At 73.6% G+C, this 20,358-nt stretch carries 12 protein-coding genes; 8 read left to right on the top strand and 4 right to left on the bottom strand.

Annotated features, from left to right (window positions below; genetic code table 11):
• Positions 1 to 11 precede the first annotated feature (11 nt).
• The 4 genes from KHA85_RS18005 to nudC all read left to right on the top strand — a co-directional run bounded on the left by KHA85_RS18005 (position 12) and on the right by nudC (position 8,748).
• Positions 12 to 3,275, top strand: a complete 3,264-nt coding sequence (locus KHA85_RS18005; protein WP_308936909.1) for a PD-(D/E)XK nuclease family protein — start codon at positions 12 to 14, stop codon at positions 3,273 to 3,275.
• Entirely contained in the window at positions 3,272 to 6,598 is a 3,327-nt protein-coding gene (locus KHA85_RS09320) for an ATP-dependent helicase (protein WP_213185576.1), read from the top strand. Before KHA85_RS18005 ends, KHA85_RS09320 begins: the two co-directional genes overlap by 4 nt.
• Positions 6,599 to 6,659: 61 nt before the next feature.
• Entirely contained in the window at positions 6,660 to 7,739 is a 1,080-nt protein-coding gene (locus tag KHA85_RS09315) for a potassium channel family protein (protein WP_213185575.1), read from the top strand.
• Positions 7,740 to 7,821: 82 nt separating this feature from the next.
• Positions 7,822 to 8,748, top strand: coding sequence for an NAD(+) diphosphatase (gene nudC / locus KHA85_RS09310; protein ID WP_213185574.1), 927 nt, complete (start codon positions 7,822 to 7,824; stop codon positions 8,746 to 8,748).
• 65 nt (positions 8,749 to 8,813) lie between these two features.
• Here nudC and KHA85_RS09305 read toward each other — a convergent pair whose 3' ends face one another.
• Positions 8,814 to 9,083 (bottom strand): mycoredoxin, encoded by a 270-nt coding sequence (locus KHA85_RS09305; RefSeq protein WP_213185573.1) that lies wholly within the window; start codon positions 9,081 to 9,083, stop codon positions 8,814 to 8,816.
• Between the two features lie 171 nt (positions 9,084 to 9,254).
• On the opposite strand from KHA85_RS09305, the gene KHA85_RS09300 reads away from it, so the two are divergent.
• Entirely contained in the window at positions 9,255 to 11,342 is a 2,088-nt protein-coding gene (locus tag KHA85_RS09300; protein WP_007629164.1) for an ATP-dependent DNA helicase UvrD2, read from the top strand.
• 17 nt (positions 11,343 to 11,359) lie between these two features.
• Here KHA85_RS09300 and KHA85_RS09295 read toward each other — a convergent pair whose 3' ends face one another.
• Both KHA85_RS09295 and KHA85_RS09290 read right to left on the bottom strand, forming a co-directional pair.
• Entirely contained in the window at positions 11,360 to 12,676 is a 1,317-nt protein-coding gene (locus tag KHA85_RS09295) for an ABC1 kinase family protein (RefSeq protein WP_213185572.1), read from the bottom strand.
• A gap of 7 nt (positions 12,677 to 12,683) precedes the next feature.
• Complete coding sequence (locus tag KHA85_RS09290; RefSeq protein ID WP_308936908.1) at positions 12,684 to 13,790, bottom strand: hypothetical protein; 1,107 nt, start codon at positions 13,788 to 13,790, stop codon at positions 12,684 to 12,686.
• 134 nt (positions 13,791 to 13,924) lie between these two features.
• Between KHA85_RS09290 and KHA85_RS09285 the strand changes: the two genes are divergently transcribed.
• Positions 13,925 to 14,629 (top strand): M48 metallopeptidase family protein, encoded by a 705-nt coding sequence (locus KHA85_RS09285; protein WP_259843489.1) that lies wholly within the window; start codon positions 13,925 to 13,927, stop codon positions 14,627 to 14,629.
• Between the two features lie 29 nt (positions 14,630 to 14,658).
• On the opposite strand, the gene KHA85_RS09280 is transcribed toward KHA85_RS09285, so the two are convergent.
• Positions 14,659 to 16,056: a zinc-dependent metalloprotease gene (locus tag KHA85_RS09280; RefSeq protein WP_213185570.1), complete on the bottom strand. Its 1,398-nt coding sequence runs from the start codon at positions 16,054 to 16,056 to the stop codon at positions 14,659 to 14,661.
• Between the two features lie 79 nt (positions 16,057 to 16,135).
• Here KHA85_RS09280 and KHA85_RS09275 point away from each other — a divergent pair, with 79 nt between their 5' ends.
• Entirely contained in the window at positions 16,136 to 17,197 is a 1,062-nt protein-coding gene (locus KHA85_RS09275) for a YlbL family protein (protein WP_213185569.1), read from the top strand.
• A 66-nt stretch (positions 17,198 to 17,263) separates the two neighbouring features.
• On the top strand, positions 17,264 to 20,341 hold the full coding sequence (locus KHA85_RS09270; RefSeq protein WP_213185568.1) for a UPF0182 family protein: 3,078 nt from the start codon (positions 17,264 to 17,266) through the stop codon (positions 20,339 to 20,341).
• The last annotated feature ends 17 nt before the right edge of the window (positions 20,342 to 20,358 follow it).

The following is a 20,358-nucleotide window of genomic DNA, read 5'->3' as shown; positions in this document are numbered from 1 at the left end:
CTCATCGAGCCGTGACAGCGCCCGCCCTCACTCCATCCGCCCCCGCCCAGCCCACCACCGGATCCGGCCGGCCCGACAGCAGCCGGACCTGGCCGGCCGGTCTCGGCGACCTCGTCGGCCGTGACTGGAGCGCCCCCCGCGCCGGCAGGCAGGACCGGTGGGTCGTCCGCGGCGGCCCGGGCAGCGGCAAGACCTCGCTGATCGTCGACGTGGTCCGCGCCGCGGTCGCCGGCGGTGTGGGGATGGACGGCGTACTCGTGCTCACCGGTTCGGCCACGGCCTCCGCCTCGCTGCTCGAGGAGGCCACCCGCGGGATGCCGCCGGAGCTCGTGGTGGGCACCGACGCGCCGGTACGGACCGTCCACTCGCTGGCCCACGCCGTGGTGCGACTCGCCGCCGCCCGGGCCGACGCCCCGCCGCCGAGGCTGCGTACCGGCGCCGAACACGACGCGCTGGTGCGCGAGACCCTGCTCGGTGAGCTGTCCGACGGGGCGCCGCACTGGCCCGAACAGATGCGCCCCGCGCTGTCCACGGTCGGGTTCGCGCGCGAGCTGCGCGACCTGCTGCTGAGGTCGCTCGAGCGGGGGATCGGGCCCCGCGAACTCGCGCGGCTCGGCCGCACGGCGGGCCGACCGGCGTGGGTGGCGGCCGCGGGCTTCTTCCGCCGGCACGAAGAGCAGATGGCACTGCGGTCGAGCGTGCGGAGCGCCCAGTCGGACGTGCCGGAGGCCCTCAACGCCGCCGAGCTGGTGGGCGCCGCGCTCGACGCGCTGACGGCCGACCCGGAGCTGCGCGAGATCTTCCGCTCCCGGCGCCTCGTGGCCGTGGACGACGCCCATCACCTCGATCCGCTGGCCGCGGAGTTCGTCGCGACGGTGGGCGGCGGCGCCGACGTCCTGCTCGTCGTGGAGGACGGCGACCAGTCGGTCTTCCGGTTCCGCGGCGCCGACGGCGGCCTCGCGCGCGCCGTGATCGAGCAGGGCGGCCGCGCGGTCGACCTCCCGGTCGGCCACCGCATGTCCCCGGCCGTCACGGCGGTCGCCGCGCGGATCGCTTCCCGCCTGCCCGGGGCCGCCCGCCACCGGCCCCGCGAATCGGCCGGTGGGCCGGAGGGGAAGGTGGGAGTCGGGGTAGCCGGATCGGCCGCCTCGGAGGCCGCCGTCGTCGCCGACTTCCTGCGCCGCCGGCACGTCCTGGACGGCATCGACTACGGCGAGATGGCCGTGGTGACCCGCTCCCTGCCGCGCGTGGCCGACGCGCTGCTGGCCGCCCTGGACGCGGCCGGCGTCCCGGTGGTCGATGCCGGCGCCGAGATCCCGCCGGCCCACGACCCGGTCGCCTCGTCGCTGCTGCTGTTGGTGCGCTCGGCTCTCGAGGGCGCCGAGGGCAGCGACGCCGAGCGGATCCTCGCCCTTCTCTCGGGGCCGATCGGCCGCGCGGACGCCGTGGCCATGCGTCGCCTCCGTCGCGGCCTGCGCCGGTCGGGGATCGGCGGGACCGAGCCCAGCGCCGAGACCCTGCGGCGTCTCGTCCTGGCGGACGAGGACGACCTCCCGCCCGGGCTCACCGCGGTCGAGCTCGCCCCCGTCACCCGGGTCCGCCGCGCGCGCCGGGCCGTGGAGGACGAACTGCGCGCGGGAGGAACCGCCGAGGAGGTCCTCTGGGCCGCGTGGACGGCCTCCCGGCTGGAGCGCCGCCTCGTCCGACAGGCGGTGGCCGCCGACCCGTGGTCGCGGTCCGCGGACCGGTCGCTCGACGCGGTCGTGTCGCTGTTCGACCACGCCGCCGACTTCGTGGACCGGGTCCCCGGCGGCTCCGTGGGCGTGTTCTGCGACGTCGTCTCGGGCGAGGACCTGCCCGCGCCCCGGCGCGCCGACACCCGCGCGCGGGGCGGCGCGGTGAGCGTGCTGTCCGCACACGCAGCGGTGGGCCGGCAGTGGCGGGCCGTCGCGGTGTGCGGTGTCCAGGACGGTGTCTGGCCGGCGCCCCGCCGCCGGTCCGGCCTGCTGGGCGTCGACGAGCTGGTCGACCTGACGGAGATCGCCGGGGACGGACCGGTGCCGTCCGAGGCGGAGCGGGCCGTGTCCTTCGCGGCCGCCCGGTCGGCCGAGGAACGCCGCCTGTTCTACGTCGCGTGCTCCCGCGCCAGTGAGCACCTGCTCGTCACCGCCGTCGAGTCACCCGAGGAGGGCGACGTCGCCCCCTCCCGCTTCATCGACGAGATCGCCGACCTGGCGACCACCGCCACGGCGGTCGCGTCGCCCGGCGCCCCGGTGGGTCCGTCCCGCCAGGCGCCCACCGTGTTCTCCCTGCCGCACCTGGCGGTGGATCTCCGGGCCGCGCTCCACGACCCGTCGACAGACCCCGCCGACGCGCGCCACGCGGCCGGCCTGCTCGCCGGCCTCCGCGACGCCGGGGTGGGGGAGGCGGACCCCCGCACGTGGTTCGGCGCGACCGAACCCTCCACCGACGCGCCGCTCACGCCCGACACTCCCGACCGGCCGATCGCGGTGCTCTCGCCGTCCGGATTCGGGGCCCTCGAGGAGTGCCCGCTGCGGTGGTTCCTGCAGTCGGTCGGGGGAGACTCGTCCGACGCCGGATCGGCCGCCCCGCTCGTGCGGGGATCGGCCGTGCACGCCCTGACCCAGGCCGTGGAGGGCGGTATCGACGAGGACACGATCCGCTCGACCGTCCGCCGGCGGGCCGAGGCGCTGACCCTGTCCCGCGGGTGGTTCGCCGAGCGCGGGGCCGAGACGATGGTCGAGATGGCCGAGACGTTCCGCAGGTGGCGCTCGTCCACCCGCGACGAGTACACGACCGCCGCGGTCGAGGAGCAGTTCGAGTTCGACGCCGGCGGCGGGGTGCGGGTCCGCGGGCGGATCGACAGGCTCGAGACGACCTCCGCGGGGCAGGTCGTCCCGGTCGACGTGAAGACCTCGGCCGCGGCGGCCAGCAAGAAGGACGCCGCAATCAACCCGCAGCTGGCCCTGTACCAACTCGCGGTCGCCCGGGGGGCGGTGGCCGCCGCGGCCGGTCGCGAACCCGGAGGCGGGCTCCTGCTCTACCTGGCCGGCCGCGAGGGCCGGATGCCGACCGAGCGGACGCAGAACCCCCTCGGAACGGACGGCGCCGAGGCCCTGCTCGTCCGCGTTCAGGAGGCCGGCCGCGCGACCGTCGGCCCCGGCTACACCGCGCGCGTCGGCCGATGGTGCGAGCACTGCAGTGTCAGATCCAGCTGCCCCGCGCAGCCCGAGGGGAAGCAGGTGATCGGATGACCGCGTCGATCGACCCCGCCGCCATCGCCGACGCACTCGGCATCCATCGACCCACCCCCGAGCAGGCCGAGGTGATCGCCGGGCCGACCGAACCCACTCTCGTGTTGGCCGGGGCGGGCGCCGGCAAGACCGAGACCATGGCGGCCAGGGTCGTGTGGCTGGTGGCCAACGGGCACGCGCGACCGGGGGAGATCCTCGGCCTGACCTTCACCCGTAAGGCCGCCCAGCAACTGTCCAGGCGGATACGCCGCCGCCTGGACGCGCTCGCCCGCAGCGCGCTGTGCACCGGGCCCGGCGCGGACCCCGCGATCGCCGAGGCGATCCGCACCGAGGACCCGCAGATCTCCACCTATCACGCCTTCGCCGGCACCCTGCTCGGCACCTACGGACTGCTCGTACCCGTCGAACCCGACTCGCGGCTGCTCACCCCTACTGCCGCCTTCCAACTCGCCCACGACGTGGTGTCGAGGTGGGAGAGCCCGCTGACCACCGGATCGAACCCCGGCACGGTGACCCGCGACGTGCTGGCCCTGGCCGGGCAGTTGTCCGACCACCTCGTCAGCACCGACGACCTGCGCGCTCACCCCGACCTGATCACGACCCTCATCGCGACCCTCCCGCCCGGTCCGCGGCAGAAGGCGACCCCCACCGCGTGGCTCGGGAGAACCGCCGAGATCCAGGGCCACCGGGAGGAACTCGCGGACCTGGTGGACGCGGTCGCCGCCCGCATGCGGGCCGAGTCCGCGCTCGACCACGCCTCCCAGATGGCCCTGGCCGCCACCGTCGCCCGCGACCACCCCGAGGTCGGGCTCGCCGAGCGCCGCGCGTTCCGCGTGGTGCTGCTCGACGAGTATCAGGACACCGGGCACTCCCAGCGGGTGCTGCTGTCCTCCCTGTTCGGCGCCGGGGCCGACCCGGCCCCGGCCGTGACCGCGGTCGGTGACCCCATGCAGTCCATCTACGGGTGGCGGGGGGCGTCGGCGTCCAACCTCGACCGCTTCCGCGAGGACTTCCCGCTGCCGGGGGGACGCCCCTCGCACCTCAGGGAACTCACGACCTCCTGGCGCAACCCGCCGGAGGTCCTCACGCTGGCCAACCGGATCACCGCGCCGCTGCGCGACCGTCCCGGATCTATCGCTGTGCCCGAGCTCCGGGCCCGGCCCGGGGCCGAACGCGCCGACCTCAGGGTCGCGCTTCTCGACACGGCGGAGGACGAACGCGAGTGGCTCGCCGACACCCTCGCCGACCGGTACCGCGCGGCGGAACGGGCCGGCCGCGTGCCGACCGCTGCGGTGCTCGTGCGGCGCAACGGCGACTCCGCCGCGATCGCCGAGGCCCTCGAGGCCCGCGGCCTACCGGTCGAGATCGTCGGCGTGGGCGGGCTGCTCGACGTGCCCGAGGTCGCCGACGTCGTCGCCCTGCTCACCGTGGTCGCCCGCCCCGGGGCCGGCCCCGCGCTGCTGCGACTGCTCAGCGGTTCCCGGTTCGCGCTCGGCGCGGCCGACCTCGCCGCCCTCGCCGGACGCGCGTCCCGGCTATCCTTGCGCAGGCCCGCGACCGCCGCCGGGGCCATCTCCGACCCCCGCGAACTCGACGACGTCCTCGACGCCCTCGCCCGCGGCGAGGAGACGGACTCGGCCGGACTGGCGGATGCGCTCGCCGATCCGGGCCCGGAGGACGAGTACAGCCCCGCCGGTGCGCAGCGCATCAGCGAACTCGCGGCCGTCATCTCCGGGCTCCGCGCCCGCGCGTCAGCGCCGCCCGCGCGGCTCGTCGCGGCCGCCGAGCAGGCCCTCGGGCTCGACGCCGAGGTCCGCCTGCGCCAACGTGCCGGCGGTGGTGAGGCGCGCGAACAACTCGACGCGCTCCAGGAGGTGGCCGCCGGATTCCGGCCGGAGCGCGGAACCGGGCTGGACGCGTTCCTGGCCTACCTCGACCTCGCCCGCTCCATCGACGGCGGGCTCGCCCGCGGAGAGGTCGCCTCGACGCCCGGCCGGGTGCAGATTCTCACCGTCCACTCCGCCAAGGGGCTCGAATGGGAGATCGTCGCAGTGCCGCACCTGGCGGACGGCGTCTTCCCCTCCGGCCAGCCACCGCAGACCTCCGTCCGCACCGCGACCCAGCTGCCCGAGCAGCTGCGGGGGGACCGCGAGACCGAGGACAACCCCGGAGGGGTGCCGGTCCCGCGACTCGACGGCGTGACCGACCGCAAGTTGCTGGAAGAGGCGCTGGGGAAACACATCAAGCGCGTCGAGCGGCGCTCGCTCGACGAGGACCGCCGACTGTTCTACGTCGCGGTCACCCGGGCCGAGCAGACGCTGCTGCTGTCCGGATCGCACTGGCTGGGATCGGCCACCACACCCAAGGGGCCGTCGGAATTCCTCGGGGACGCGCTCGACGCGTGCGGGGGAGAACCACCGCTCGGGGTGATCGACCACCTCGTCGTCACACCCTCTCCCACGAATCCGGCCACCGCGGGCACCGTCGAGGCGACGTGGCCCCGCGAGGCCGCGCCCGACCGCCTCGCCGCCGCGCGAGCGGTGGAGACGGCCGCGCCCGTGGACCCGGAGGCCCAGGCGCCACCGGAGTCGGGCCCCGCCCGGCGATGGCACCTGGCCGCGGCGTCCCTCCTCGCCGACGCGCGGCGGGCCGCACAGCGGCGCGACGAGGTCCACCTCCCGCGCCGTCTCACCGCCGGGGAGATCGTCGCCATGGCGACCGACCCCGCCGAGTTCGCCGACCGCCTCCGCAGGCCCGTGCCGTTCCGCCCGGACCGGTTCGCGCGGCGCGGCACCAGGTTCCACGCCTGGCTCGAGCACCGCTACGGCGCCACCCACCTGCTCGACATCGACGATCTACCAGGCGCCGGTGACGAGGGCGCCGTCGACGGATTGTCCGAGGCCGACCTCACCGCCCTCCAGGAGGGGTTCGAGGCGTCACGGTGGGCGCGGATGACGCCCGAGGCCGTCGAGGTGCCCTTCGAGGTCGGCCTGGGCGGGCACCTCCTGCGCGGACGGATGGACGCGGTATTCGCCGACGGCGACGGATGGATCGTCGTGGACTGGAAGACCGGGCGCGTGCCTGCCGAACGGGACATGCCCGCCGTGGCCCTCCAGTTGGCGGTCTACCGGTACGCATGGGCGAAGGTCGTCGGAGCCCGCCTCGGGCGGACCGTCGAGCTGGGGTCCGTCCGCGCTGCGTTCCACTACGTGCGCTCCGGCCGGACCATCGAACCGGCGGACCTGCCCGACGCGGAGGAACTGCTGCGTATCCTCGCCGAGGGCCCCGGCCGGGGTCGGTTGTTGTCCGGGAGCGGTCGATAGGCGACGATTCTCCTCGGTGACTGCGGGCCCAGCGGGGGCCCGCCCGCGGGAACGGAGTCCCATGGTCGAGAAACGCGCGCTGGCGTCCCGGTTCCGTGGCAACGATCCACTGGACGAGAGCCCCGACCACGCCCTCGTCGGCGTCGTCAGCATCCCAGAGAACGTCGGAAGCCCGTGGCGGCTGATCGGCAAGCGAGTCCTGATGGCCGTCGTCGCGCTCTGTCTGGGAGTGCTCGTCGTGTGGACCGACCGCGGCGGCTACACCGGAGGCGGTGGGCCGAACGGTGAGATGACGTTGATCGACTGCTTCTACTACGCCACCGTCTCGCTCTCCACGACCGGCTACGGGGACATCACCCCGATCACGCAGCAGGCACGACTGATCAACACGCTCGTCGTCACACCCCTGCGCCTGGTGTTCCTCATCCTGCTCGTCGGCACCACCCTCGCCGTTCTCACCGAACAATCCCGTCAGGCCCTGAAGATCCAGCGTTGGAGGAGCGTCGTGCGCAACCACACCGTCGTCGTCGGCTACGGCACCAAGGGCAGGTCGGCCGTCGCCGCCATGCTCGCCGACGAGATCGCCCCCGACGACATCGTCGTCGTGGACACCGACCCCCAGGCGCTCAAGGCCGCGGCCGCCCACGGGCTCGTCACCGTCCACGGGTCGGCGACCCGGTCGGACGTGCTCAAACTGGCCGGGCTCACCCGCGCCTCCGCGGTCGTGGTCGCCACCAACTCCGACGACACCGCGGTGCTGGTCACGCTCACCGCCCGCGAACTGGCACCCCACGCCAAGATCGTCGCTACCGTCCGCGAAAGCGACAACAAGCACCTGCTCAAGCAGTCCGGCGCCGACTCCGTCGTGGTCTCCGCCGAGACCACCGGCCGGCTCCTGGGCCTGGCCACCATCACCCCGACCGTCGTGGGCATGATGGAGGATCTGCTCACGCCCGACGAGGGCTTCTCGATCGCCGAGCGCCGCGTGGAGGAGTCCGAGGTCGGCGGTTCGCCGCGGCACCTGGCCGAACTCGTGCTGGGCGTGGTGCGCAAGGGGCAGCTGCTCAAGGTCAACGAGCCGGAGGCGGACGCGTTGGAGGCCGGCGACCGGCTGCTCTACATCCGGATGGTCGCGGGCTGATCCCCGGGTCGGCGCCGTCCGGCCGGTCCGCCGGACTACGCTGATCGGCGCCCCTCACGACCGGCGAAAAGGACCCGTCACGATGCCGCTGGACTTCACCCTGGACTCCGATCCCGTGCTGTCGGTGGCCGCGCCCGACCGGGCCGCCCCGCTCCGGCAGGACGCGGACGGACTCGCGGCGGGATGGGCCTCGGCGAGGATCATGAGGGTCGACCGGCGGAACCGGTTCGCGACCGAACCGACCGCGGGGGATCGCAAGCGGATCCGGCTCGAGCCGGCCCTCGACCACGCCGACCGACTGCCCGAGGACGCGGTCTTCCTCGGACGCACCGACGACGGCCGACACATCTGGGCCGTGTCCGTCGAGGAGCTGCCCGACAGCCCCGCCGTGAGCAACCTCCGCGCGTGCGGGGCGGACCTGGTCGAAGGAGACGGATCGCTGGCCGCGCAGGCCATGGCACTTCTCGGGTGGCACCGCGACAACGTCAGGGGCCGGCAGCCGGACCACCACCCGCGTCGGAAGGAAGCGGGGTGGGCCATCGAGGACCCCTTCCACGGCGGACTCGAGTACCCGCGGACCGATCCCGCCGTGATCTGCCTCGTTCACGACGGCGGCCGGCAGGTCCTCCTCGCGCGGCAACCCGTGTGGCCCGCGGGGATGTACTCGCACGTGGCCGGCTTCGTCGAGGCGGGCGAGTCCCTCGAGGGATGTGTGCGCCGGGAGGTCGCCGAGGAGGTCGGTGTGGTCGTGGAGCGCGTCCGCTACCTGGGCAGCCAGCCCTGGCCGTTCCCGCGCTCGCTCATGGTCGGGTTCCAGGCCGTGGCGGACCCGGAGGCGCCGATCCTGCTCGAGGACGAGGAGATCAGCGAGGCCGCCTGGTTCGACGTCGATCAGGTCAGGGACGCGCTGGCCGGTCGCGGTGATCTCATGCTCGCGCCGCCGGTGTCCATCGCGCACGTCATGCTGCGGTCCTGGGTGGCGGCCGTCGACCGCGACGGCGGCGCCTGACGCGAGGGGGCGCCGTCGGCCCTGTCCCGGGCCGGCGGCGCCCCGTGTGCCGGGCCTATCGCGCCTCAGGCGCCGGCGAGCTCGGCGAGCTTCGCGCGAATCTGGGAGGCCGGGGGGTTGGTGGCCGTGGTGCCGTCGGAGTACAGGGCCGTGGGCACGACCCGGTTGCCGCCGTTGACGCTCTCGACGAACGCGGCCGCCTCGGCGTCGGCGTCCACATCGATCTCCGTGTAGCCGATCTCCTTCTCGTCCAGCAGCTTCTTCAGCCGCGTGCAGAACGGGCACCACGAGGTGGTGTACAGGGTCAGGGCGTCGTTGGTCGTCACATCGCTCATGACGGGGTGTAACGCCCACGCCGGTGGGAATCATCCCCGGGGGGAGGCCCCCGGCGCGGTGTCCGACCCGGATGCCACGATGGGGGCGTGAGTGAGACGGGGCGCGGCGGCCGGGAGAGCGGCCAGGGAAGCGGACGCGGAGCCGGGCGCCGAGGAGGCGCGGAGTCGGCGTTGGAGGGCCTGGACCCGCAGCAGCGTCGGGCCGTGTTGGCGCCCCGCGGCCCCGTCTGCATCCTCGCGGGTGCCGGAACGGGCAAGACCCGCACCATCACCAGACGCATCGCGCACCTGGTCACCACCGGGCACGTCCGCGGAGACCAGGTGCTGGCTGTCACCTTCACCGCCCGCGCCGCGGGGGAGCTTCGCATGCGCTTGGCGGGCCTCGGCGTCGCGGACGCCGGGACCGGGCCGGTGCAGGCGCGGACCTTCCATTCGGCGGCCCTGCGCAACCTGTCCTACTTCTGGCCCCGGGTCTACGGCGAGGAGCCGTGGCAGTTGCTGGACGGCCAGTTCCGGGCGGTCGCCCAGGCGGTCCGCCGCGCCGGGCTCGATCCCGCCACCGAGACGATCCGCGACGTGCTGACCGAGATCGGGTGGGCCAAGTCGAGCCTGCTCACCCCCGACAGCTACGCCGAGCAGGCGGTCGCTCTGGGACGGGACCTGCCGGTTCCCGCACCCGAGGTGGCCCGGGCGTTCAGGGCGTACGAGGACCTCAAGGTCTCAGGCCCGGTCCGGATGCTCGACTTCGACGATCTCCTGTCGCACATGGCGGAGCTCGTGGAGGAGGTGCCGGCCATCGCGGAGGAGTTCCGGGACCGGTACCGCTGCTTCGTCGTGGACGAGTTCCAGGACGTCACGCCGGCCCAGCAGCGGCTGCTCACCGCATGGTTGGGCAATCGCGACGACCTCACGGTGGTGGGTGACGTCAACCAGACGATCTACTCCTTCGCCGGCGCCGAGCCCGACTTCCTCCTCGGCTTCGCCGACCGCTACCCCGGCGCGACCGTCGTGAAGTTGGAATCCGACTACCGCTCCACCCCGCAGGTCGTGGACCTGGCGAACGCGGTGATCGGCGCCGGAGCCGGTCGGTTCCGCAGCGCCGGGCTGACGCTGCGCGGCATGCGCCCGCCCGGGCCCGAGCCTGTGCTCGCCGAGTACGCGGACGAGGACTCGGAGGCCGACGCCGTCGCGGCGGCCGTCGCCGACCTCGTGCACGGCGGGACCGATCCCGCGGAGATCGCCGTGCTGTACCGGGTCAACGCCCAGTCGGAACGGATCGAGGCGGCTCTGGACGAGGCGGGCATCGGATACCGGCTCAAGGGCGGCGAGGGCTTCTTCGAGCGCCCCGTCGTGCGTCGGGCGATGTCGGCGATCGACCGCCTCGTCGACGGCTCGGGCGAGGCGTCGGCCGGCGCCCACAGCGGGTTGACCGACCCGGCGGACGTCGTCGCGGTCATCCGGCAGGCGCTCGAACCCCTGGGCCTGACCGCCGCGGAACCCTCCGGCACGCAGGCCCGCGAGACGTGGAACTCCCTGAGCGCGCTGGTGGGACTCGCGGAGGAGATCGCCACCGCCGAGAGTCGCCCGGGACTGCTCCCGGTCGTGGCCGGCCTGAGGGAACGCGCCGCCGCCCGGCACGCGCCGGACGAGCGGGGGGTCACGTTGGCGTCGATCCACGCCGCCAAGGGCCTCGAGTGGGACGCGGTGTTCCTCATCGGCGTGCACGAGGGCAGTCTGCCGATCAGCCACGCGATCAACGCCGGACCCGACGCGATCGAGGAGGAGCGCCGCCTTCTCTACGTGGGCATCACCCGCGCCCGCGAGCACCTGTCGCTCTCGTGGAGTCGGAGCCGCCGCGCCGGGGGCCGCGCCACCCGGCGGCCGAGTCGCTTCCTCGATCCCGTCCGCCCGGCGCAGGCCCCCGCGGCCGCCCGCCGGTCCACCGACTCGTCAGACAAGGGACGCTGCCGCGGCTGCGGGGAGAAGCTCAACGGGCCCATGCACCGGGCGCTCGGGTTGTGCCCGGAGTGCTCGGTCGAGGTCGACACCGACCTGTTCGAGCGGCTACGCGAGTGGCGCCGCGAGACGTCGGAGCGGATCGGCAAGCCCGCCTACACGGTGTTCACCAACGAGACCCTCGCCCAGATCGCCCGCGACCGTCCCGCGGACACGAGGGCCCTGGGCCGGATCGGCGGGATCGGCGCACACAAGCTCGGCGAGTACGGCGACGACGTGCTCAAGCTGGTCCGCGGGACCTGACGGCCCGGCCGGCGGCCTCAGTCCTCGTCGGGGAAGATCTCGGGCATCCAGCGCCGCACGATCTCCCGGTAGGGCGCGGACGCCTGGAGCTGGCACAGCATGCCGACCGACGCGGACAGCACCCGGTGGATCAGCACGTACTCCCGGGGCAGCGCGAACGAGCGCGAGGTCCGGAACTCCCGGCCGGAGACATCCCCGTAGACGGACATGATGCCCTGCATCCACGCACGGTCGAAGTGGAACACCGGCTCGCGCATCGGCTCGATGAACGGGTTCAGGAACGCCATCGCATCGGCGGGATCCAGCCCGCCCCGCCCCACGTATCCCGCCCTGGTCATCACCTCCACGAGCTGATCCGCGTCATCGGCCAGGGCGTGTCGCATCATCGAGATCAGCACGGTCGGTACGCCCTCGGGGAGCGGGATGGCCGCGCCGAAGTCCAACACCACCAGGCGACCGTCGTCGGCCAGCAGGAAATTGCCCGGGTGGGGGTCGCCGTGCATCAACCGTGCCCGCACGGGGGAGCTGAACTGGAACTCGGTCAGCAGTTCCCCGGCCAGATCGCGGTCCTCGGGGCTGCCGTCGGCGGAGATCCGGCTCAGCGCGCGGCCGTCCGCCCACTCGGTGACCAGTACCTTCGGCGCTGAGGCCAGAACGGAGGGGACGTGGAATTGGCGGTCGTCGCGGAGCGCGGCCGCGAAGATCCGCTGGGTGTCGGCCTCGGTGCGGTAGTCGAGTTCGCTCACCGTGCTGTCGTACAGCTCGTCGATGATCCCCCTGATGTCCGTGCCGGGATTGAGCGGGCGCAGCAGCGGGGCCAGCCTGCGGAGTTGGCGCAGGTCCGAGCGTAGGGCCTCGTCGGCCCCGGGGTACTGCACCTTGACGGCCACCTCGCGGCCGTCGGACCAGACGGCGCGATGCACCTGTCCGATCGAGGCGGCCGCGGCGGCCTCGCCGTCGAACTCCGAGAACCGCTCCCGCCACCGCAGCCCGAGCTGGGCGTCCAGGACACGTTCCACCTCGGCGGCGGGCAGAGGCGGCGCCTCGGCCTGGAGCTTGGTGAGTGCCTCACGGAAAGGTTCGGCGTACTTGTCCGGCATGCCGGCCTCGAACACGCTCAGGGCCTGCCCGACCTTCATGGCGCCGCCCTTGAGCTCTCCGAGGACGGCGAAGACCTGCTCCGCGGCCTGGTCGGCGAGCTCCTCCGTCAGATCCCCCTCGCCCCGCCCGAAGGCGCGGCGTCCGAGCGATCCGGCAGCGCGGCCGGCGATGCCCAGTGGTAGTCCCGCGAGGCGTGCTGCGCGGCGGGACGAGGTACGGGGTAGATCGGACACGCCCCAATCATGACAGAGGATGGGCCCCCGGGGCGGCCCCACAGTCGCAGCCCTCGACGGCCGGCCATTCGATACGACGCCACAGTCCCTCGGCCGGGTTGATCTCGACGGAGGCGCCGACCGTCTGCATCCGACCGGTCGGTTCGCGGGTCGCGGCGACCTCGGCCAGCACGAGCGCGGCCGCGGCGGTCAGGGCGGGGACGCCGGCGTCGGGGGAGTGTCCGAGGAGCTGGGCGGCGACGAACGGCCAGCGTGGGTCCCTGCGGGCCCGGAACAGGTCGGTGCACCGCAGGCACGTGCTGAGTCCGGGCACGACGGTCGGTCCCACCACCACCCTGCCGTCGCGGCAGTACACGTGCATGTGCGCCTGCCCGCCGCGGCTGAGGGCGGTCGTGATGACGGGGTCGACGGAGACGGTGCCGGTGAGGATCACGAGGTCGGGTGGCTGTCCGCGGCGGTGCCAGGGTGGCCGTTCGGCGTCGAGCGCCAATCCGGGAGTGGGGCCGGTGCTCACCCGGCATCCGTTGACGGACAGCGGTCCGCGCAGCACCTCGGAGATCTGGCCGGAGCCCAGGATGTGGACCCGGCGGACAGGGGAGGGCCGCGGCTGCGCGAATGTCGTGGAGGGCGCGGGCGCGGAGGCCGCGAGTGCGGGTGCCGCTGCGCCGGGGACGTCGAGGTGGACGTGCCCGAGGTCGGCCAGGCGGGCGAGGATCCGTGCGACGGCGGCCCGCCCGGTGGCGTCGATCCCGGCGCGGCGGGCGGCCGAGTCGAGGTCCGCCCCGCCCTCGAGCCCGGCGAGCAGGGCGGCGAGGCGGCGGGCGTCGACGGTGGCCGGCGCGTCGACGACGACAGCCCTGTCCGGCGCGAGCCCGACCTGCACGGTGCGGCCGTCTCGGGCGACGACCACGGTGCCCGGACGCAGCGTCGCGCGGATCGGCGACGAGGTGCCGAGAGGCGACGAGGTATCCGGACGGACGGGCCCGGTCGCGGTGGCCCCGACCTCGGCGGGCGCGGCGATGACGACGCCGCGCGGCGGCTCCGTGGCACGTGGCGGCTCCGTGGCGCGCCGGGGTGCGTCGGCGGGCGCGGTGAGCGGGGTAGGCGGGGTCACGGGTGTCATCGTGGCACGTGATCGCCGGGGCACCGGGCCCGCCGGCGGGGTTATCCACAGGCACGGGAGGGCGGATCGCGCGTGTGGACGGCGGCCCGCGAGGGCGCGTCGTCCGGTGGTCTACCGTGGTCGGCGTGCCGCCAGCCCCTCGCCCCGCCGACCGATCCGAGGAGACCGCCCCCGGCGGTCCGGCCGCGGCGTCGGCGCTGCCCACGGACCCCGACGACCCGCGGATCGAGATCCGGCGGTCGCGGCGCCGCAAGCGGACGGTGTCCGCGCGGGTGGAGGGGGAGACGGTGGTCGTGCTCATGCCGGCGGGGCTGCCCCGGGCCGAGGAGCGGCGCCTGGTCTCGGACATGCTCGGCCGTCTGGCACGGTCGGGTCGCCGTCGGGGCCCGAGGGCCTCGGACGAGGATCTGATGCGACGGGCCTCCGGGTTGTCGGACAGGTGGGTGGAGGGGCGCCCGCGGCCGTCGTCGGTGCGATGGGTGCCGTCGATGACCACGCGGTGGGCGTCGTGCTCACCGGCGTCGGGGGAGATCCGGATCAGCGAGGCGCTGCGGGACGTCCCGGCGTACGTGCTGGACTACGTCCTCGTCCACGAACTGGCCCACCTCGTGGTGCCGGGCGGGCATCCGCCGGAGTTCTGGGAGGTGGTGCGCCGGTTCCCGCGCGCCGAGCGCGCGATGGGGTACCTCGAGGCGTACTCGCGGGTCCTCCGTGGCGCCGCGGGCGCACCCGGGAGCGGGGACGCCGCCCGCGACGACGGGGGCGGCGGTGCCGGCGAGGGAGTGGGTGACCTGATCGAGGGTGACGACGACGAGGTCGACGCGCCCTGACCGGCCCCGCCCGGGGTCGATCAGACGGGTCAGTCCGAGTCGCGCGGCCCCTCGGAGCCGGTGTCGTCCCCACCGTCCCCGCCGCCGGACTCGCGGAGGAACCGCTCGATCTCGTCGACGCCGCCGGAGTCGCCGCTCGAGTCGTCGAGGAGGCGGTCGATCACGGCGGCCGGGTTCTCGAGGTCCTCGCCGACGGGCAGCAGGTCGGGGTGGCTCCACAGACCGTCGCGGCGTTCGATGCCGACGGCCTCGCCGACCCGGCGCCACAGTTCGGAGGCCTCGCGGGCGAGCCGCGGGCGCAGTTCGAGCCCGACGAGGCTGGCGAACGCCTGCTCGGCGGCCCCGCCGGTGGCGCGGCGGCGCAGCCACATCTCGCGGAGCTTGTCGGCGCTGGGCAGCCGGTCGCCGACGGCGGCCGTGACCACGGCGTCGACCCAGCCCTCGACGAGGGCGAGGAGTGTCTCGAGGCGGCCGAGGGCCGCCTCGTTGACGTTGGTGACCTTGGGGCCGATCGCACCGGCGCCGCCGGAGAGCAGTTCCTGCAGCTTGGCCGGGTCCTGGAGCATCGACGGGTCCAACCCGGAGGCGAGGTCGTCGAGCCCGGAGGTGTCGACGCGGATGCCGCGCGCGTACTCCTCGACGGTGGCGAGGAAGCGGGCGCGCAGCCAGGGGGCGCCGGAGAACAGCCGCAGGTGGGCGGCCTCGCGCGCGGCGAGGAACACGACGACCTCCTGGCGGGGCAGTTCCAGCTCGTCGGCGAACGCGTCGATCGCGGCGGGCGAGAGGGCGGCCACCCCGTCGTCGCCGAACGGGATGCCCACCTCGGAGGAGAAGAGGACGGCCGGGGCGAGCTTGCCGAGTCCCTGACCGAGCTGCATGCCGAAGCCCATGCCGCCCATCTGGTCGAGCATGCCGAGCAGCGGGCCGGCGAGCTGGCGGGCCTCCTCGGGCATGGCGCCCTTGGTGGCCGAGTTCATCTGCTCGGCGACCGGGGTGCAGATCTTCTCCCAGGTGGGCAGGGACTGCTCGACCCACTGCTGCGGGGTCCACGCCTCGGTGCGGTGGACGCCGGAGGGGAACAGGGTGGTGTCGTCGAGCCACAGTTCGGCGAGGCGGACGGACTCCTGGACGGCCGTGCGCGAGGAGTCGGTAATCACGGGCGTACGGCCGAGCGCCTGCAGGGCGACCGTCCGCGCCAGCTGGTAGTTGACGGGGCCGGAGCTGCCGGGGCCGGACATGGCCGATCCCATGGACCCGAGCATCTGCCCGAACTGGGAGAGCATCTGGCCGAGGTTGCCGAACTGCGAGGGGTCGAATCCGCCGGGGCCACCGGGGCCACCGGCGCCGCCCGATCCGCCGGGGTTACGGTCGCGGTCGTCGTCGCGCCCGTCGTCGTCGGAGGCGGAGAAACCGAAGGGCTGGTTCATGCCACAACGGTACAGCGTGCAGGGGTGCGGGGTCCGGCCGCGACGCGGTGTCGGCGGGGCGCGGACTACCCTTGCCCCCGTGAGCCGCCGCCTCTTCACCGTCCTCGCCGCGCTGGTGCCGGCGGTCCTGCTGCTCGTCCTGGCGACATCGGCCACCGTCCCGTTGGTGTCGATGGGCCCGGGGCCCACTTATGACACATTCGGGACGGCGGAGGTGGAGACCGAGGACGGTGAGGTCGAGCGGGTCCCGGTGATCGACGTGGTCGGCAGGCCGGCCGACGAGACCGCGGGGTCGCTGCTCATGACGACGGTGGCGGTGCGGGACCGTCTCACCCTGGTCGACGCGGCGCGCTTCTGGCTGGACCCTGCGCAGGTCGTCGTGCCGCGGGACCAGGTGTTCCCGCCGGACCGGTCGCGCGACGAGGTGCGTGAGTCCAACGCCGCGCAGATGGTCGGGTCGGAGAACTCGGCCGAGGCGGCCGCCTACCGCCACCTGGGGATCCCGATGCAACCCCGCGTCGAGGGGGTGGAGCCCGACGGCGCGGTCGCCGGGCGCCTGGAGGAGGGCGACGTGCTGACGTCGATCGACGGGGAGCCGGTCGAAGACGCCACGGCCGTGGTCGAGCGGGTCGGCGAGCGCCGAGCGGGGGACGAGATCACGATCGGGTACACCCGGGACGGCCGGGAGAGGACGACGACGACGAGGTTGCAGCCGGCCGGGCCGGACGGCGGTCCCGACCGGGGCCGGTTGGGCATCCTGGTCGGTGACTCCCCGGCGGACGGCACCGACGTGGACATCACGGTGGATCCGAGTGTGGGCGGCCCCTCGGCGGGCCTGGTGCTGGCGCTGGCGATCGTGGACAAGCTGTCACCGGGGGAGACGACCGGGGGGGCGCGGGTCGCGGGCTCGGGGACGATCCTGCCCGACGGGACGGTCGGGTCGATCGGTGGCATCCGGCACAAGATCCGGGCCGCCCACGAGGCCGGGGCGAGCGAGTTCCTCGTGCCCGCCGCCAACTGTGCGGAGGCTGTGCAGGACCCTCCCGAGGGCATCCGGCTCATCGAGGTGTCGACCCTGGGCGGCGCGGTGGAGGCGCTGGAGACGGCCGCTTCCGGGGGGCGGCCACCGACCTGCGGCTGAGGCGGGGGGTTTCCGTAAGGTGGGGCCCACGAGCATGTCCGCCCCAGCAGTGCAGGAGCATCCCAGGTGTCCGTCCGCCCACCCGGCAACCCCCCAGGTCGGCCGATCGCGATCTCGCGTCGCGGTCGGGCCGTCGCCGTCGCCGTCGTCGTCCTCATCCTCCTCATCCAGGTCCTACCGCGACTGAACACGGCCTATACGGACTGGCTGTGGTTCGGCAGCGTCGACGCGACGAGCGTGTTCCGCACCGAGCTGCTCACGCGACTCGGGGTGTTCGTCGTGGTCGCGCTCCTGGTGGGGCTGGCGGTGACCGCCGGCATCATGCTGGCCTACCGCGCCCGTCCCGTCTTCCTCGCCCAGCCGGGGATGCCGGACGCGCTGGCCCGGTACCGCGCGGCCATGGGCGCCTCGCCCGGTAAGACCGTGTTCTGGATCCCGGCCGTGCTCGCCGTCCTGGCCGGCTCGGTCGCGCAGACCGGCTGGCAGACGGTGCTCGCGTTCTTCAACTCGACGCCGTTCGGTGAGACTGACCCGCAGTTCGGGCTCGACATCTCCTTCTACGCGTTCGAGCTGCCGATGTGGCGCGCGATCGTCACGTGGCTGATGGTCGCCATCGTGCTGGCGTTCCTGGCCAACCTCGTCACGCACTACATCTTCGGCGGTCTCCGCCCCGGCGCCCGCGAGGGTGCGCTTACCCGGGCGGCCCGCATCCAGCTGGTGAGCCTCGCGGGCCTGTTCGTCCTCGCCAAGGCGGCGGCGTACTGGCTCGACCGGTACGAGTTGCTGTTCAGCGAGAACGCCACGTTCACTGGCGCCAGCTACACCGACGTCAACGCCCTCATGCCGGCCAAGATCTTCATGTTCTCGGTGGCCCTGGTGTGTGCGGTCGCGTTCTTCTCCGCCATCGTCATCCGGGACCTGCGGATCCCCGCGCTGGCCACGGTCCTGCTCCTGTTCTCCGCCCTCGTGGTGGGGTCGGCGTGGCCGCTGGCCGTCGAGCAGTTCTCGGTCAACCCCAACCGCGCCGAGAAGGAGCGGGAGTACATCGCCCGCAACATCGAGGCGACGCGCGCCGCCTACGACATCGGTGACGACCGGGTGACCTACATCGACAACTGGGGTTCGGCCGACCCGAACCCCCGCGAGGCCGCCTCGGACATCACGACGCTGTCCAACGTCCGCGTGCTCGACCCCAACGTCCTGGCGCCGACCTTCACCCAGCAGCAGCAGCTGCGCAACTTCTACGGCTTCCCCGAGACCCTGAGCATCGACCGGTACACGATCGACGGCGAGATGCAGGACTTCCTCGTGGCCGCGCGCGAGCTCAACCCGGCGTCGTTGCAGGCCAACCAGCGCGACTGGATCAACCGCCACACCGTGTACACCCACGGCAACGGCTTCGTGGCCGCTCCCGCGAACCGCGTCAACGAGATCGCCGACGACGCGGGCTCGGACCGTGGTGGCCTGCCCAACTACCAGGTGTCGGACCTCGACGCGATCAACAACGGCGAGGACATGATGATCCCGGTCACGCAGCCGCGGATCTACTTCGGTGAGCTCATCGCCCAGTCGGATCCCGACTACGCGATCGTCGGTGACAACGGCGACGGCCCGCGTGAGTACGACACCGACGCCGAGCAGTACACCTACACCGGCTCAGGCGGTGTGCCGATCGGCGGGTGGGTCAACCGGATCGCGTACGCGTTGAAGTTCGCCGAGCGGAACATCCTGCTGTCGAGCCTCATCGGTGACGACTCGAAGATCCTCTACGACCGCGACCCGCGTGACCGCGTGCAGAAGGTCGCCCCGTGGCTGACCACGGACACCAACACGTACCCGGCGGTGATCGACGGGCGCATCAAGTGGATCGTCGACGGCTACACGACGCTCAAGACCTACCCGTACGCCGAGCTCAGCTCGCTGGAGGCCATGACCTCGGACTCCCTGAGCGACGGCAGCGGCCGCGTGTTGCCGGACGAGGAGGTCTCCTACATCCGCAACTCGGTCAAGGCCACCGTCGACGCCTATGACGGCACGGTGGACCTGTACGCGTTCGACGAGTCCGACCCGGTGCTGCAGACGTGGATGAAGGCCCTGCCGGGCATCGTGCAGCCGCGTGACGCGATCTCCGAGGAGCTCTCCGAGCACCTGCGCTACCCCGAGGACCTGTTCAAGGTGCAGCGCGAGCTGCTCGCCAAGTACCAGGTCGACGATCCGGGTCAGTTCTTCACGAACGACGCCTTCTGGTCGGTGCCGTCCGACCCGACGGTGACCTCGTCCATCCAGAACCCGCAGACCCCGCCGGCGGCCGGGCCCGGCACCGCCCCCGCTCCCGGGACCGCGGGTGGCCCGGCCGGGGCACAGACCGTGGACCGCGACGGCCCGAGCCAGCCGCCGTACTACGTGGTGGTCTCGGACCCGACGGACCCGGAGTCCGACGAGCCCTCGTTCCAGCTCATCTCCGCGTTCCGCGGGTACGAGCGCGAGTTCCTCGCCGCGCACATGTCGGCGAGCTCGGACCCGGAGACGTACGGCGAGATCACCGTGCGCGTGCAGCGGCGCACCGAGCCGCTGGCGCAGGGCCCGAACCAGGCGCAGGACATCATGATCGCCTCGCCGGCGATCGCCCAGGACCGTCGCCTGTGGGGTGAGACGGCGGAGATCACCGAGGGCAACCTTCTGGCGCTGCCGCTGGCCGGGGACTCGGTGCTGTACGTCGAGCCGATCTACACGCAGCGCAAGGACCAGGACTCCGCGTTCCCGCGTCTGCTGCGCGTGATGGTGAGCTACGACCGCGCGGTCGGGTACGCGCCCACCCTGTACGAGGCGCTGCAGCAGGTCGGTATCGAGACGGATCCCGACATCGTGCGGATCGACGAGACCGGTCAGGCCGAGGCCCAGGCGGAGGGCGGCACGTCGCGGCCCGCCGTGGGCACAGCCCCCCGCCCGTCCTCACCCGCGGCCGGCGGTGGCGGTGGTGGCGGCGACGAGGCCTCCCGTGAAGCCGCGGTGCGCGAGCTCAACGAGGCGTTGAACGCCGTCCGTTCGGCCCAGAGCGGGGGAGACCTCTCCGATCTCGGGCAGGCGCTCGAGGACCTGCAGGCCGCCGTCGACGCCTACCAGGCGCTCGGCAACGGCAACTGACGACCCGACTCCGTCCG

This window comes from Dietzia massiliensis, from assembly GCF_018390595.1.
Classification (GTDB): domain Bacteria; phylum Actinomycetota; class Actinomycetes; order Mycobacteriales; family Mycobacteriaceae; genus Dietzia; species Dietzia massiliensis.
Note: the sequence above shows the minus strand (reverse complement) of the source record. Positions and strands in the feature narration are given on the sequence as shown.